Here is a 16279-nt window from a genome sequence, read left to right on the forward strand (position 1 = left end):
GCGTCGGCGACCGCCGACGGTGACTCCTGGGAGCGAAGCTCCTGAGCCCGCAGCGCCGCCTCGGCGGAGATCCAATAGTGCGCCCAGATCACATCGGCTGAGGTGAAGCTCGGCTCGGCGAGGAGGAGCAGCGCGAGTTCGTCGATGGCATCGGCAAGCTCGTCCTTGTTGGCCGCATCGATCGGCAGCTGGTGGAGTCGGACGTTCTCAGCGATCTGCAGGGTGCCGGCGCGCCCGCCCAGGCCGTCAATACCGCTTGGGTCGGCGGTGAAGACGTCGACCACGTGGCCAGCTGCTGCCAATGCGCGCACCGACTGGTCGACGTAGACATTCATCCCACCGGCATCGCCCTGGCCCGGCTGAGCCGCGGGCGAGGTGTGGAGTGAGAGAACGGATATGCGCACTGTGACAGTTTAGCCAAAGAACTCGCCGAGGATCCGGCGGACTTCGTGGCGCCCGCGCCACAGGATCGATCCCGCTGGCAGGACTTCCAAGTGGGCCTCGGGAATCGCGGCCGCAATCGCCTCGGCGACCTCGACAGGATGGGCAGGGTCATCCTCGTGGGTGAGCACGAGCACTTCCCCCGGGAACCGAGCCAGAGCACTCAGCGAGTCATTGCCCGTGCTCACATCGCCTGCGCTCTCGTCGACGGCGATCTCAAGAGCCAAGCCGAGCCCGTCGGACATGTCCGTATTGACGAGATTCTCGGCCTTCGTCTTCGTCCAGGCTCTGGCCGGCAGGAGCTCGGCGACCTCGGTGGGTTCGCGAGAAAGCATCAGGTCCGTGATGGACTCGACGTCACCGGCGGCCACCAGATCACGCAGTCGCTCCAGGTAGCCGCGGTTCGCATCGGCCACCTCGGCGGAGAATCCGGTGAATGATGCCGGGAGCACGAGCGCGACCTTCTCGAGGTTCCGGCTTGCCGGATGAGTGGTGCCGAGCAGTCTGAGGAGTCCGCCGGCGGACATGGAGACGCCGAGGGCCTGCGTCGCCGAGGTGGACGTCAGGGCCCGTGCCAGCACCTCGGCGATGTGGCCGTAGTTCCATCCCGATCCAGGTGAGGGGCGTCCTCCGTGGCCGGGCAGGTGGAGGAAATGCTTGGTGCCGGTGATGCCTGTGCCGAAGGGACGGGTGTCGCGGATTGCGCCGGCGAATCCGTGGCCGAAGAGCGTGTGGGGCTCACCGGCGCCGAAGGTGGCGATGTAGTCGGAATCTGGGCCCGGGAGGTTGAGGTCGTTTGTCATCTGCGCGTGTTCGTCGCGGCCTCAGCGCCAGTGGTTCCGATTCTGTTTGCGATTGCGCGGGTCGATCGCCTTGATCTTCGGGCGGACGTCGGTGAGGTAGACGATGCCGGCGACGAGTGCGATCAGGTTGAGGAATATGATGCGCATGCCCATGGGCGGAAGCGCGATAAGTGCGAGCGCGAGACCGACGCCGAGGAGGATGACCCAGAACTTCTTGCTCTGTTTGTCAACGGCGCGATAGTTCTCGTCCTTATAGCGGAGGCAGTCGATGAACGCCCACAGCTGGAGGCCGAAGGCCGCGACGGACAAGGCGAGAAAGACCATCTGCTGAACGCCGGCAATTATTTCCATAGCATCTACCCTAGCAATCGCAGCTCTTCGGGGCACGGGGACGGCTCGGATCCTGGGCGAATCCTCATCGTCGGATCACCCTCCGCACATGAACCGCCTCAGCGCTGCGACGACACGGTGTTGAGGAAGTCCGGCGTTGAGGAAGTCCGGCGCTCTGCCCGTCACACGGTCAGACGCTGGCTGTCATCCAGTCTGACTCTGACTGTCGCACCTGCGCACCATGGCCGGCGTTCACAGGACCCCTGTCATTCGGATGCCTGCGCAGACACCCATTCCCAGCAGCACACAGATGAGCATCGGCACTCGCAGGATCGCGGCCAGGACTCCCACGCCGACGCCGATGAGCCGTGCGGGGTCCGCGATGTTCTGACCATCGAAGATCGCCGTCGTCGCGAAGACTGCACCGATGAGGACGACCGTCGCCCGATCCATCCACTTCGTCACCGTCACCGTCGAGTCGCCTTCCGACTCCCCCGCGGGTTCTGCGGTGCCGTTCGGTCCTGTGGTGTCGTATGCCCCCGCCGAGGCGCTCGCGAGCTGTCGGCGTCTGCCCTTCGTTGCGATCGCCGCACCGAGCTTCACACCGGCGAAGCGCATGGCATAGGTTCCGATGCTCAGCGCGGCGAGTGCGATGAGAAAACTGACCGGACTCATCGGCTTCCCTCCTGTCGATCGAGATCGTCAGCATCGCTGCGAACGCCAGCGTCACTGCGAACGCCAGCGTCACTGCGATCAGTCTGGGCGGTACGCCTCCTGATGACTGCCTTGATCGACCAGCCGGCTGCCACGAACACGAATACCGACAGAGAGGTCACGGCTCCGAGTCCGAGCGGCAGGAGCGGAGTGAGGAGGACCGAGATGAGGATTCCGACGACCGTCAGCGACAGCGTGGTCCTGCTCTTCAGATCGCCGCGGATGAGGCAGAAGAGGATGATGGGGAAGGCCGCATCGAGGCCGAGGAGATCGGCGTCGATGACGCTGCCGAGCCACTGGCCGAGCATGGCCCCGCTCGGCCACATCAGTGCGATTGCCGCACCCATGAGAAGGAATGCATGCCACCGTGCCCGGTCGGTGCTGACCGTTCGCGATACGGCGATAGATTCGTCGTTGATCCAGTGCGCTGCGATGAGTGCGCGCCAGTCCTGCGGGAAGAACGGCCCAACGGCCATGCCGAAGGCGAAGTTCCGTGAGTTGACCAGCAGGCCCGCCAACACTGCAAGGACCGGCGCTCCGCCTGCTGCGATCACGCCGACGAAGGTGAATTCCGCTGCACCGCCGAGGGCGAACATCGCCAGCAGCAGCGTCTGCCACCACGGGAATCCGGACACCGCGGAGATGGCCCCGTAGGACAGGGCGACCGCGATGATCGTGATCGTGACGATGACGACGTCACGATAGGTCGAGCCCGGAAGGACCCGATCTATCGTGCGAAACACAGAACTCATGTTCTATATAGTGCACACTCACAAATCGTTCGTCAACCGGAACGTTGGGTCGCTATAGTGAACTTATGAGTTCTCAACCACGAGATGAGGCACCCACCGGATCCAGTGAGCCGTCGGCTGGCCCGACGCCGCGTGAGCAGATCGCAATCGCAATCAGACGAGAGCGGATGCGCGCGAACCTCTCGCTGTCCGAAGTCGCCCGTCGAGCGGGGATCGGAAAATCGACCATGTCCGGGCTGGAGGCCGGCACCGGCAATCCCAGTGTCGAGACGATGTGGGCCCTGGCATCCGCGCTCGACATCCCACTGGCCAGACTGCTCGATCCCCCGCAGCACGAAGTCGCACTCCTGCATGCCAAGGATCTGCCCAGCCTGCCGTCGAACACCGCGAACTATGCGGCGACCCTGCTCTCAGCATCGCCGGCGAATGCGCGGCGCGATGTCTATTTCATTCAGGCCGAACCGGGTCAGCCGCGAATCTCACAGCCGCACCCTGTCGGCACTATCGAGCATGTGATCCTGGGGCAGGGGGCGGCACGCATCGAGGTGCTCGGACAGTCCTACGAGCTTCACGTCGGCGACTACCTGACCTACCCGGGTGACCAGCCGCACGAGTTCACGGCGCTCAGACCGGAGACGACTGTCGTGTTCATCGTCGAGAGCCGCTGAGGTCCGCGACTTAATCACTCCGCCGGCGGTTCGTCCGTATCTCGCGTGTCTTCACTGAGCGAGGGAAGTCGGTTCTGGGCGGCTTCGTTGGTCAGCCCGCAGGCTTCGAGGAGGTCTACCGCGACAGGACGCAGCAGCAGCACGAGGGATTCGTCGTGGATATCCCAGCTCTCCTCCGCACGAGGGTCAAGACTGGAAGCGGCCTCGGCCAGAGCAGCTTCTGCCAGTCCCCGATCGGTCCCTCTGCGCAGCGCGACTTCGAGCTTCTTCGACCCTTCGGACAGCGAATCCACGTATCCGGCGATGATCGGCTTCTCCGCACCGAATTCGGTGATGCCTACGACCCTGCGAGCGATGACGCGAATGGTGCGCATGGCACGATCGGCATGGGTGTGTGCACGGGACAGCCTGGTCACCTCGGCGGAATGACGCCTGCCTCTGGCATTGATCTTCGCCGCCTCCCTCGAGATCTTGAGCGAGGAACCCCAGGAATCGATGATGTCCTGGGTCTCTCGAGCCCGTGTCAGTGCCCGTTTTGCGAGTGCGACGTCGGAGTCCTGCAACGCCCGCGCCATCATCTGCAGGACTGCGCTGATCTCGTCGAGCATGCTCGCGGCAAGACCACGCGGGACCTTGCGGGCATCGCGCGGAAGGATGAGGGCGAGAAGGATCGCACACACGGATCCGGTGAGGGCATCGAGGGTGCGGGGAAACGGCAGGGTGGTGGCGGTGGCAGGGACCACGACGACGTAGACGGATTGGACGGCGATCTGGGTGATGAAGATACCACCGGAATTCAGCATCGTGCCGATGAAGAGGCCGATGGCAAGCGTCAGTGTGAGCTGCCAGATCCCTGTGCCGTAGACGTTGACGAGGAGCTCACCCACGAGCACGCCGAAGGTCGCACCGAAACCGATCTCCATGGCTCGGCGCAGACGACGGTCGGCGACCGGTCCGATGCCGACGGCAGAGGCGACGGCTGCGAGGAACGGATATGGGTGGCCGAGGGCATAGACGCAGAAGGCATAGGCCGCGGTGGCGGCGATCGGGATCTGGATCAGCTGCCCGGCGTTGGCCTGCACACGCTTGAGACCCATCCGAGATCGATGCACCAGAGTGTTGAAGGCGCGCTGGGGCAGTTCTCTGACCTCGGACTTCGCCATCAGACTCCCTTCGTGCTCGCCTTCGCTGTACCCAGCGTACCGGAATTGTGACATGCTAAAGTCTGTGCGCCGAGGAGGCTATGAATGACAACCAACCTGACCCGAGATGAAGCGCAGAGCCGCACTCAAGTGCTCGATGTCTCGACTTACACCGTCGACATCGACGTCAGCAATGCTGAGACCGGAGCTCCGACGTACCTCTCCCGTACCGTCGTCGAGTTCACCGCCCGAACCGAGTGCCGCACATTCATCGACCTGATCGCAGACACGGTCACATTCGCCGAGATCAATGATGAGATCCTCGACCCCGCCGAGGTGTTCGACGGCGCACGCGTGGGACTGCCCATCCGCGCGGGGAAGAACACCCTGACAATCGAGGCGCAGGCCTACTACTCCACCTCGGGAGAAGGACTGCACCGCTTCACCGACCCTGCCGACGGCAAGGTCTACCTCTACACTCAGTACGAACCGACCGATGCCCGCCGCGTGTTTGCGAACTTCGACCAGCCAGATCTTAAGGCAGAGTTCATCTTCAACGTGACGGCCCCCGAACACTTCCAGGTTCTGTCGAACCGCCCCGAGACGAGTCGCGGACCGAGCCAGGAGGCGAGCCAGGGTTCTGTCGATATTGACTCCCCCGCGATCACTCATCATTTCGCTCCGACGCTGCGACAGTCGAGCTACATCACGTGCATCACCGCGGGCCCCTACGAGGGCGCAACCGACCACTGGACGGATCCATCGACCGGTGAGGTCGTGCAGTTGGGAGCATGGACGCGCGCCAGCCTCGTCGACCACCTCGACGCCTCGGATATCTTCTCGATCACGAAGGCCGGGCTGGACTTCTTCACTGGCGAATTCGACTATCCGTATCCGTGGGGCAAGTACGATCAGATCTTCGTTCCGGAGTACAACCTCGGCGCCATGGAGAATCCGGGACTGGTCACGTTCACCGACAGTCTGATCTTCCGGGACAAGGTCACCGACGCGAACTACGAGTCGCGGGCGAACGTGATCCTGCACGAGATGGCACACATGTGGTTCGGCGACCTGGTGACCATGAAGTGGTGGGACGACCTGTGGCTCAAGGAGTCGTTCGCCGACTACATGGGTGGGCTGGCACTGGCCGAGGCGACCCGATTCACCGAAGGCTGGGTGACCTTCGCACTGCGTCGCAAGGCGTGGGCGTACACGCAGGACCTCTATCCGACCACGCACCCGATCGTCGCCGACATCCCCGACGTCGAGGCCGCGAAGCTCAACTTCGACGGCATCACCTACGCCAAGGGTGCGTCCGTGCTCAAGCAGCTCGTGGCCTTCGTCGGCCGGGAGGCGTTCTTCGCCGGCTCGCGCCTGTACTTCAAGCGCTTCGACTACCGCAATACCGAGCTCGCCGACTTCCTCGAATGCCTCGCCGAGGCGGCCCCTGACCGGGACATCGTCAGCTGGGCCAGTGCATGGCTGGGCACCTCCGGAGTCTCCGAACTGTCGTTGGAACTGACGACGTCCGACGATGCCCCATCGTCTGCGCGGGGCTCAACACGAGCAAGCATCACCAGCGCGAAGATCACTCAAGCCGATTCGGCTCGCGGTGCCGAGCTGCTGCGTCCGCACACGCTCGAGATCGCCACATTGGGACGAAAGGGACGCAAGCTGATCCCGATCGATTCCTTCTCCTTCGACTTCTCCACCCAGTCAGCTGAGGTGGAGCAGCTCGCTGGACGCACCCTCGGCGATATCACGCTGGTGAACTATTCCGATCACGACTATGCGCGCGTGCGCTTGGATCCGGCATCGACGGAGGCCGCGATCAGGTCGGTGTCCCGGATCGCGGATCCGCTTTCACGGGCATTGGTGTGGTCAGCCTTGGAAAATGCTGTTCGCGATGGCCTCCTTCCCGTGCAGCGATATCTCACGGCCTATGCCCGGAGCTTGGGCAAGGAGAGCCATGCCGGCATCATGGCCGGGCTGAGCCAGACGGCGCTGACCTGCCTGGACCAGTGGGTCTCGGCGAGAAACTTCGAGACCGCAATCACCGGGCTGTTGGGCGCTGCTCTTGACGCATTGGCAACCGCCAGGTCAGGCTCGGACGCTCAGCTTCATCTGGCGAATCTGGTTCTTGCTCTCACCTCGCGCACTGCGCGTTGCTTTGGGGCAAGTGCCGCGATCGCGATGGGCCGCAGCTTCGCGTCGCAGATCCTCGCTGTTCCCGTCGGCGAAGAAATCGACCATCTGACCTCGAGCGCACCGCCTGAGCCTGTTGGTTCTGGGACTTCCGGGGGTGAGCCTGTTGAGTCTGGGACTTCCGGGGCTGGATCTGATGCTCCGGACCACGCTGCGGCGTCTCTGCCGTTCAAGGGACTGCTCAATGATCATGCTCTGCGGTGGAATGCTCTGACCGCGCTCGTGTGCCTGGGGTGGGCCGACCAGACCGACATCGCGCGAGAGAACCAGTCAGATCCCAGCTCATCGGGCCGCCTCCATGCCGAGACTGCAAGTGCGGCCATGCCGCTGCCGATCGTGAAGATCCGCGCATGGGAGGTCATCAACGAGGCGTCGGCGCTGAGCAACGATGTGCTCACGGCCATCATCTCCGGTTTTGTGGCCCCCACGTCGATGCCGCTCATCGAAAACTATGTCGATGAGTACTTCTCGCGACTTGCCGGCTTCTGGGCCGACAATTCGATCGAGATCGCCAGGCGCCTGGTCCTCGGGCTCTACCCTCGTTGGTCGGTTGACGAAGAGGCCGCGGTCGAGAAGACCGATGCCTGGTTGGCCGCGCACAGCGATGCTCCGGCGGCGCTGCGTCGGCTGCTCATCGAACGCCGCGATGATCTGGCTCGGGCGATCTATCTCAAGTCGACCCAGAGCTCACGCCACTGACCTGTCCCCTCAAGTGGGCCCGTCTGTCTCTTCGGCGGGCCACCGGTCAAATCAGCAGGCCAGTCCGGGCGACTCAGCAGGCCAGTCCGGGCGACTCAGCAGGCCAGACCGGGCGACTCAGCAGACCTGGCCAGGCGGCTGTTGCCGCTCAACTGGCGCCAGGACTCCTGAATCTGCCGCAGCGATCGGGCAGGTGTATGACGAGACAGAGCGAAGGCCGATTCCCCGTTTCATGTGGGGCTTCGGCCTTCGCTCTGTATTGCGACGTCGACTCTTGCGACGTCGACTCTTGCCACGTCGACGCTTGCGACATCAATGTCGGCCGGAATCGGCCAACCGCTCAATATCGCGCTCAGATGATTCGGCGAGCTCCGGAGAACTCATTGCCGGTGTCCCACGACTTCCAGTCGGTGACATAGACGTCTTTGGACGCGTTGGGCGAATGGATCATCTTGCCGTCGCCGACGTACATTCCGACGTGATGGACGGTTCCCGAGGTGGTCGAGAAAAACAGCAGGTCACCTGCCTTGAGGTCACCTTCGGAGACTTTCCTGCCGGCGGTGGCCTGCTCTCCCGAGTCACGGGGAATGTCGATGCCATGGGCCCGGTAGATGCTGTAGGTGAAGCCCGAGCAGTCGAAGCCGTAGGGCGAGACTCCAGCCCACAGGTAGCGCAATCCGTCGAACTGCTTCGCCGTCTTGACGAGGTCAGAGCCGCTGGGCTTCGCTGGCTTGCCACCGGTGTCATAGACGGCGACGTCGTCGAAGTCGATCCACGCAGCACCGCCACCGGGGAGCGCCACGCGCACGTCATCGACGTCCTGGGCGATGAGCGGAAGATCGACGTTGAAGCTGACATCCGCACCGGTGTCCTTGGTGAACTCGATACCTTCGAGTTCACTCTTCTTCTTCGTCACGACCGCGCGGGGCTGGTCGTCCTTGAGTTTCCCGAATCGGTCGTTCTCGACAAGCTGCTTCTTCGGCACCCAGCCCGGGTAGCCCTTCTTGTTCTTGGACGTCGATTGGTCCTTGACCGCGACCTGGGCCCAGTCGCCCTTGGTTTTGAGGACAGTGACTTCGGAACCGTATGCGGCTTGAGTCTCGACCTTTCCGGTCAGGTCACGTCGCACATCGGTCTTTTTGAGATTCTTGTTCCACTTGTCGAGGTCGACAGGATGGCCAAGGGCAGGCTTGTCGACCTTCCGGGGGGCTTTCGAATCGGTCCACAGGGTAGCGACAGTGACATCGACGTAGGCCGTTTCGCCCTTTTCGATCTTCCCGTCGGTGATCCGCTCAAGCTCCTGGCCCGGGACGACTGCAGCTTTCAAATCGGTTGCAGATTCTTCATCGGTCGACATCAGGTTGCTCGACAGCGCAGGGGCTCCTGCGCCGAATACAAGTCCGAGCCCAAGTGCCGCCGAAACAGCAATTTTGGTACGCATCATTTCTCTTTCGGTCTGCGGGTGTCACTCCCGCGTGGGGGAAGTCTCCGAAGGTCATTCGGTATGCGTGCTCCGCCACCCATGGCATCGACCGGTATCGAAATCTGTGGTCGACATCGATCGAACCCATGCGCATCGAAGCGCCGCACAGTGCCGATATTACCGGCCGCTCAGAAGCAGACGACAACGCTGACACTGTGGCAGGATATCGCGATGCCACGTTGAAAAGAAGTGTCCTTGTCCCAATCGATACAGAGATGAGACTTCGGACGAACATTGCAGCTGAAGGGCGCGCCCCGGTTTCGAGGCGCCGCCTTCAGGTCAAGATCGAGTGTTCAGGCAGGGCCGTTGCTGTCAGTTCAGACCTGGTGCCTTCAGTTGAGGAACTCGGCGGCCAGCAGCTCGAGCGATTGGATCCTCGCGTCGTCCTGGCGGAGATCTTCGCCCTCCATCGCTCCTGCGACGGGCTGGATCATGATCTCGTCGACCTCGAAGCGACTGGCGAGCTCTTCGAGCTGTGCTTTGGCGGATTTCGCGTCGCCGATGATCCAGTTCTCAGACATCTCTTCGCCGACCATACGTTCCTGGTCGGTCCTGACTGATCGCACGTCATCGCCGGCCAAGCGCAAAGGTTCCATCCGCCCACCGGTCCGCAGGCGAGACATCTGCAACAGGAAAGGCTCGGAGCGCAGGTGCGCTTCTTCCTCGGTCGGCGAGACCACAGCATTGACTGTGACGAAGGTCTGCGGCTTGTCACCGTAAGCACCCGGAGTGAAGTTGTCACGATAGATCTTCATGCCGGTCGTGGCGCCCGCCGCGAAGTGGTTGGCGAACACGTAGGGCATGCCGAGCTGGGCAGCGAGTCGGGCGGAGTAGCCGGATGAGCCGAGCAGCCACGGCAATGGCTGTGTTCCCGGCACGGCGGCGGGAGTCGCATGCAGGACGTGCTCACGGCCACCATGGAGCGGAATACGCAGTCCTTCGGGCTTCATCAGGCTCAACGTGTCGATGACGTGCTGCGGGAACTGTTCGACGGGATCGACGGTTCGTCCCTCCCTGTCGACCATTCGACCTTCGCCGAGGTGTCCCCTCATGGCCGCCGAGGTGATCGGATCTGTGCCGGGTGCCCGTCCGATCCCCAGGTCGATGCGGTCACCGTAGACCGCCGATAGGAGGGAGAAGAGTTCCGCTACTGCCAGCGGAGCGTGGTTAGGCAGCATCACGCCGCCGGATCCGAGACGAATGCGCTCGGTTCCCTGGCCGAGGTACATGAGTTCGGCACCAGGCATCGTTGACGCGATCGATGGCATGTTGTGGTGTTCGGCGACCCAATAGCGGGTGTATCCCAGTTTGTCCGCAGACTGAATCAGTTCGTGGGAGGCAGCGAATGAATCTGAGGTGCTCTGTCCGACACGAACCGGCACAAGGTCAAGAATAGAAAGCTCCATAACCATGGCAACAGCTGTCTCAACAGCTTCATTCCTCATTCCCCACGTGACCTGGGACGGCACTGCTTGACCTTGCTCACGTCCTGGTGACCACGCTCCTGGCGTGTCTGGCAGAGACCGACATCAGACAGAGACAGACATCAGCCGACGCACACCTCTCCCTTGCCCCGCTAAACCAGCACTAGTCGAAGAGAGTATCGGTGGTCTCTTTTGCAATGAATCGCGCGTGCAGGATCGGGCGTCTGGCGGGATCGATCGTCGCAGGCGGAACCCATGCCGGGCGCCCATCCTTGAGCATCACGGTGTGCCAATCCGAATCGTCGATCAGGTGGTGATGGGATCCACATGCCAATGTCAGGTTGTTGACATCGGTCCTGCCTTCGTTCGCCCACGGAACTACGTGGTGTGCATCGCACCATCCAGGCGGGGTGTCACAACCGGGGAATGTGCAGCCTTGGTCTCTGCTGGACAGTATCGCCAATTGTTTCGAGGTGGCGAACCGTCTTTCGGTGGCAAGCTCCATGCTCTTCGTCTTCTCTCCCATGAGGTGGAAGAACACCGAACCGTTCAGGCCTTCGAAGGAGGCTGTCTGCATCGGAAATGACGCCTCTGCGTCGGTGACAGCACGACCAGACTGCTTCGCAAGGTCCTCAGCCTTTGCCGTGACCACGAGCGCGAAGGGCGCACCTGCCATCACTCGATTCATTTCGATCCGGCCGATCATTGTGGCGAACCGTTCGTAGATCTTGTTCTTCACGCTCGGTTGGCGACCGGCCATCGCCACCGTGGAGCCGTCTTCCCTCACTCCATATCCGGGCGGAACATCACGGCCACCAGTGGCGCGTTCATCCTCAGCCTCGCGCTGCCATTCACCGATTTGATGGTCGAAGCCGAGCTCAAGCGAGGGGTCAACTGCGTCTGAGCGATCACCTCGAAGAACCTGGCTGAATACATCGACCACCTCTTGGTCGGCCGCCGAGATCCTTCCCGCGGATATCGTTCCTGAGTCTGTGGCCGAATCTTGCTGCTGGTCAGAACTCGAAGTCTCTCTGTCGTCCGCTTTGATCCTCGAGGTGAGGTGTCCGCTCATGATGCCGCCCGTTACGGGATCGAGGACTCCCTTAAGCGCCCAGGTTCCGTCTTTTCGCTGACGCAGGCTGACTGAGAGTGCATCACGCTTTGGGGCCTCATGTGGAAGCTCGCCATCCGGGTCGAGCCAAGCGAGGATCTCATTGAATAGCTGCTGGATGTCCTTCACACGCACCTTCGGAGCCTTTTCAACCAAGATTTTCTCCGCTTCGAGCTGATCCTCCAGACTCACTCGAAGCGGCAGGTCTTTCAGACAGCCGATGATTGTGCTCGCCTGTGTTGATGATAGCGATCCGCGCTGCAGGGCGCGGGACACCACAGGGAACTTCGGTCCGATTGACTGGCCACTGAAATTGACCTGATTGCCCAGCTTCTCAGCCAGTTCAGATCGACGGTACGCCTCTCTTTCGGAGAGGTTGAGGCGATTCTGGACCAGCGCCTTCGTCGACTTCGCCCCATAATCTCGAGGCGTTCCCACTCGTTCGAAGACGGAGAGAGTCACAACTGAGAGTGATTCGACCAGCCGATTGACTGTCTCCAACCCATCCAACACCGTTATCGCATCGTCGGGACCCATCGGACGATTGAACGATTCGAGGTCACCGACGAGGGACCTAAGTCCGTGGATGCTGGTCGCAACCTCCGGAGCGATACGCTCCAAACTCACCCAGGCGTGCTCGTCAAGAAGAGGATGCTCCGAAGCGGGGGCCGCATCTGAATCGGAGCCACCAGCCGGAGCAAAGTCGGAGGCGGAGGCGCCACCTCGAACCGACTCCGAGTCGGTCTCGCTCGTGAGTCTTGAACGGTTCGGTGATTCTCCGCCATCCGATTCATCCGCAGACTGCTGACCCAGGAAGGCTGCCCAGTCGCCGTCTTCGCCCTTTTCCGAGGCGTCCTCACTGGCACTGCGCTCGGCCGCAGCTGCCTCGGACTTCTTTTGCATCCACTCTTCTTTTTCAGCGTCGATCTCTGCTGCACGACGCTTGAGTTCGGCTTGCGCATCCGGATCATCAGCGCTGGCCTCCCACGGGTTGCGGCCACTCCAACGGGCTCGCCGAGCAGCGTCTGTGAACTCATCGGCTTGTGCGGGATCAATCGGCTCACGAAGCTCGTAAGACTCTGCCTGTTCGGAGGGTTCCGCAGATTCTGTCGATTCGGCGCGTTCCGCAGGCTCGGCAGGATGATCCGCGTCGGCGAATTCGAAATCGTTCGGGGGCGGCGTGGCAACTTCATCGAAGCGATCTGCCAATGGGTGACCATCAAGGTCGAAGCCTGCATCACGCAGAAGCTCTCGATAAGTGGGAGAGCCCTCGCCCGCCTCGTCTTCCCCACCAGGCACAGCAGAAGAGGCTGGTTCGTCATGCCCATTCTTCTTGTGGCGCTTGCGGTCGGGGGTGAGAGTCATGATCTCGCAAATCCGTTCGTCAACTGCTGTGTTGTCCGCTTGACTCCAATTTTACTCTCACCACAGACTACTTGTCTATAGTCTTGTTCGAATCTTTTAGGATCGTCATCAAGTTGTTCTACGTTCTTCTATATTTTGGCTCGTCAGATATGAGATCAGAGCGGATAGGGCCGTTGATCGACCGCCCCTCCCGGTCGCAGCCCGCCCCTGAAGCAACCTGGGCGAACTCATTTTCTGAGGTGGACGCGCTGCCCCTCCGGCCCGAAAAGACTCAGATACTCGACGCCGGACTCCTCCGCACTTCCGAACCAGTGCGGGGTGCGGGTGTCGAATTCAGCAGCTTCCCCTGCGTCCAGGGTCATCGATCTGTCACCCAGGAGCAGACTGAGTCTGCCCCTGATCACGTAGACCCATTCGAATCCGGGGTGCGTTTTCAGCGCGCCGAGCTTCGGCGTCTGCCTGCCGTCGACGATGTGCTTGAACGCCTGGACGCCGATGGCACCTCGGCTCAGCGGCAGGACGGTCTGACCGTTGATCTTCTGTGGCGTGATGTGAATTCGCGGGTCTCCGATCGGCGGCGTTCCGACGAGCTCATCGAGTGGCAACCCGTAGATGCCCGCCAAAGGAAGGAGAAGCTCCAGACTGGGCTTCCGCTTTCCAGACTCCAGCCGCGACAAGGTGCTCAGTGACATCCCGACCAGATCGGCCACCTCCTCGAGGGTGCGCCCCTGCTCCCGACGCAGATTTCGCAGGCGGGCGCCGACACCGGCGAGTGACTGCTGAAGGGCCTCCTGCGGGCTGACCCCCTCAGATCTCGCACCGAGCCGACGAGTGCCCAGCGGCCCCGACTCGCCGGGCCCCGACCCGCCGCTCGCCCGTCTGCCTGTGCTCGATTCCTGCGGCGCATCCTCAATCATGGTCTACATACTGCCAGAATTTGCCAATTCGGCAAACCTGCTTGCGATTCGATAGCTTGAAAGGTGAAACTGCAGAGGTACCCGCTTCCTCACCCGTCGAGCCAAGGACTGCTATGTCAGAATCAGACCCCACACCGCAGAATCAGCCACACACCTCCCAACAGAGTCAGCCAAACCTGCCCAGCCGGCAGAAGCTCATCGCCGAGGTGGCCGTCATCGGCGGAGGCGCCGGTGGCCTGGCCGCTTCGATCGCTTTGGCTCGCTCGCTTCGCAGTGTCATCGTCATCGACGCCGGCTCCCCGCGCAACGCGGCCAGCGCTCACGCTCACAACGTCCTCGGCCATGAGGGCGTCACCCCGCTCGACCTCATAGCCAAGGGGCGTCAGGAGGCCGAAGCATATGGAGTCCAGTTCATCGACGCCACAGTCCTCAGCGCCAACAAGAGGACGCAGGCACCAGAGACACTTGGCTTCAACCTCGAGACATCGGTGGGAATCTCCATCGAGGCGAAGCGAATGATCATCGCGACCGGGCTCACCGACGTGCTTCCCGACATCCCCGGGCTGGCCGACGGGTGGGGCGAAACCGTCCTTCACTGCCCCTACTGCCACGGTTACGAGGTTCGCGGGCAGAACATCGGCATCATCGGCACAACCGCCATGTCATATCACCAGGCGATGATGTTCTCCCAGATCAGCGACCGCGTCACCTTCCTGCGACACAATGCTCCGGCACCGGATGAGGCGCAGAGGAGAATGCTCAGCTCGCTTGGCATCGCCTACGTCGACTCGGCAGTCGAAGCGGTGGAACGGACCGAGACCGGAACCGTCGTCACGCTGCGCGACAACGAGGCCGAGAACGAGACCACCCTGCACAGCAACCGGTCGGACGCCGATTCCGGCCCCGCGGACATGACTTTCGACGCTCTGGCCGTAGGGCCCCACTTCCGGGCGAATGGCGAGATCTTCGAGCAGCTCGGCGGCACTGTCGCCGACCACCCGACCGGCATGGGCTCATCCATACCCACCGAGGCAAACGGCGCCACAGACGTACCCGGTGTCTGGGCGGTGGGAAACAGCGCGGACATCTCGGCCATGGTGGTGGCGAGCGCGGCCAGCGGTGTCCTGGTCGGTGCGCAGGTCAACGCCGAACTCATCATGAGCTCAGTGTCGTAGCAATCACCCCGGCCTGATTTCAGCTGCCGTACGCGGTCACCGCCGAGGTGGCCCGGTCGCCGAGGCACCAACCGTCGAGTTACACGACCGTCGAGTTACACGGCCGCCGAGGTGGCCCGACCGCCGAGGTAGCCCGACCGCCGAGGTAGCCCGACCGCCGAGTAGCCCGACCGCCGAGTAGCCCGCCGTCGGGGGGTGCCCCTATATTTATTCATGGGCCCCGGACGGGGTCTGGTCGCTGGTCCTGGTATGGCTGATTTGCCCTGTCATAGATGATCCGGGGGGTGTTGCCGCTAGGAGTCCAGGATGCGCGTTGACTGCTGATAGGGGCTCGGCCCAGATTCGTCTGAGGTCTCGTCGTAACGTGGGTGCCAGCATCGGGTGTCATGACAAACCTGCGACCACAGGGTTGGATGGTCGAGGAGGACTGTCATGAATACCGAATACGACGTCTGGTTAGGTCTCGACGTCGGCAAAATCGGCCATCACGGGTGCGGACTGGACCTGTCGGGTGAGCGAGTCTTCGACCGCGAACTCCCGCAGGATGAAGCCGCGCTTCGGGACGTGATCACGACTTTGCAGGACGGGCACGGTCGGGTGCTCGTGATCGTTGATCAGCCCAACACGATCGGGGCGCTGCCAGTCGCGGTCGCCCGGGATTGTGGTGCCGATATCGCTTACCTGCCTGGGTTGGCGATGCGCAAGGCTGCCGACCTGTATCCGGGTCAGGCGAAGACGGATGCCCGGGACGCGTTCGTCATCGCCGACACTGCCAGAACCATGCCGCACACGCTGAGGACTGTCGATCGTGAGTCCGATGTCCTGGCCAATCTCAAGGTCCTTGCTGGCACGGATGAGGACCTGGCCCATGACATCACGCGAGCGATCAACCGACTGAGGTCCTTGTTGCTCCAGATCCACCCGGCGCTGGAACGCGTCTTCAAAGGCACTGTCCTGACGAGGACGATCGTGTTGGATCTGCTGATCCGGTACCGCGGGCCGGCCGGGCTGCGTGCGGCGGGGAAGTCGGGGGTGAAGCGGTGGGCGAAG

The 16279-nt window shown here is 62.4% G+C and carries 14 protein-coding genes; 4 read left to right on the top strand and 10 right to left on the bottom strand.

Annotated features, from left to right (window positions below; genetic code table 11):
- The 5 genes from ACE03M_RS10075 to ACE03M_RS10095 form a co-directional block, all read right to left on the bottom strand.
- On the bottom strand, positions 1 to 404 hold a 404-nt coding region (locus ACE03M_RS10075), incomplete at its 3' end, for a glycosyltransferase (protein WP_485933855.1).
- A gap of 9 nt (positions 405 to 413) precedes the next feature.
- A complete protein-coding gene (locus ACE03M_RS10080) occupies positions 414 to 1244 on the bottom strand; it encodes an alpha/beta fold hydrolase (RefSeq protein WP_485933856.1) in 831 nt (276 codons plus the stop codon).
- Positions 1245 to 1265: 21 nt separating this feature from the next.
- Positions 1266 to 1595: a DUF2516 family protein gene (locus ACE03M_RS10085; RefSeq protein WP_143920622.1), complete on the bottom strand. Its 330-nt coding sequence runs from the start codon at positions 1593 to 1595 to the stop codon at positions 1266 to 1268.
- 231 nt (positions 1596 to 1826) lie between these two features.
- Positions 1827 to 2249, bottom strand: coding sequence for an AzlD domain-containing protein (locus ACE03M_RS10090; protein ID WP_485933858.1), 423 nt, complete (start codon positions 2247 to 2249; stop codon positions 1827 to 1829).
- On the bottom strand, positions 2246 to 3040 hold the full coding sequence (locus tag ACE03M_RS10095; protein ID WP_485933860.1) for an AzlC family ABC transporter permease: 795 nt from the start codon (positions 3038 to 3040) through the stop codon (positions 2246 to 2248). Before ACE03M_RS10095 ends, ACE03M_RS10090 begins: the two co-directional genes overlap by 4 nt.
- A gap of 65 nt (positions 3041 to 3105) precedes the next feature.
- Between ACE03M_RS10095 and ACE03M_RS10100 the strand changes: the two genes are divergently transcribed.
- Positions 3106 to 3708, top strand: a complete 603-nt coding sequence (locus ACE03M_RS10100; RefSeq protein ID WP_143920625.1) for a helix-turn-helix domain-containing protein — start codon at positions 3106 to 3108, stop codon at positions 3706 to 3708.
- Between the two features lie 14 nt (positions 3709 to 3722).
- Here ACE03M_RS10100 and ACE03M_RS10105 read toward each other — a convergent pair whose 3' ends face one another.
- On the bottom strand, positions 3723 to 4925 hold the full coding sequence (locus tag ACE03M_RS10105; protein WP_485933862.1) for an FUSC family protein: 1203 nt from the start codon (positions 4923 to 4925) through the stop codon (positions 3723 to 3725).
- Between the two features lie 30 nt (positions 4926 to 4955).
- Here ACE03M_RS10105 and pepN point away from each other — a divergent pair, with 30 nt between their 5' ends.
- Positions 4956 to 7754: an aminopeptidase N gene (pepN, locus tag ACE03M_RS10110; RefSeq protein ID WP_485933864.1), complete on the top strand. Its 2799-nt coding sequence runs from the start codon at positions 4956 to 4958 to the stop codon at positions 7752 to 7754.
- 352 nt (positions 7755 to 8106) lie between these two features.
- Here the strand turns inward: pepN and ACE03M_RS10115 are convergent, their stop codons facing one another.
- The 4 genes from ACE03M_RS10115 to ACE03M_RS10130 form a co-directional block, all read right to left on the bottom strand.
- Complete coding sequence (locus ACE03M_RS10115; RefSeq protein ID WP_485933865.1) at positions 8107 to 9195, bottom strand: C40 family peptidase; 1089 nt, start codon at positions 9193 to 9195, stop codon at positions 8107 to 8109.
- A 374-nt stretch (positions 9196 to 9569) separates the two neighbouring features.
- The gene (locus ACE03M_RS10120; protein WP_485933867.1) at positions 9570 to 10682 is read right to left on the bottom strand and encodes an LLM class flavin-dependent oxidoreductase; all 1113 of its coding nucleotides are present in this window, start codon (positions 10680 to 10682) and stop codon (positions 9570 to 9572) included.
- Positions 10683 to 10824: 142 nt separating this feature from the next.
- Positions 10825 to 13137 (bottom strand): HNH endonuclease signature motif containing protein, encoded by a 2313-nt coding sequence (locus tag ACE03M_RS10125; protein ID WP_485933868.1) that lies wholly within the window; start codon positions 13135 to 13137, stop codon positions 10825 to 10827.
- Positions 13138 to 13364: 227 nt separating this feature from the next.
- Positions 13365 to 14054, bottom strand: a complete 690-nt coding sequence (locus ACE03M_RS10130; protein ID WP_485933869.1) for a helix-turn-helix domain-containing protein — start codon at positions 14052 to 14054, stop codon at positions 13365 to 13367.
- A gap of 113 nt (positions 14055 to 14167) precedes the next feature.
- Between ACE03M_RS10130 and ACE03M_RS10135 the strand changes: the two genes are divergently transcribed.
- Positions 14168 to 15229, top strand: a complete 1062-nt coding sequence (locus ACE03M_RS10135; RefSeq protein ID WP_485933870.1) for an NAD(P)/FAD-dependent oxidoreductase — start codon at positions 14168 to 14170, stop codon at positions 15227 to 15229.
- Positions 15230 to 15661: 432 nt separating this feature from the next.
- The coding region (locus tag ACE03M_RS10140; RefSeq protein ID WP_485933872.1) for an IS110 family transposase at positions 15662 to 16279 on the top strand (618 nt) is incomplete at its 3' end.

It is taken from the genome of Brevibacterium sp. AGC70 (assembly GCF_057334195.1).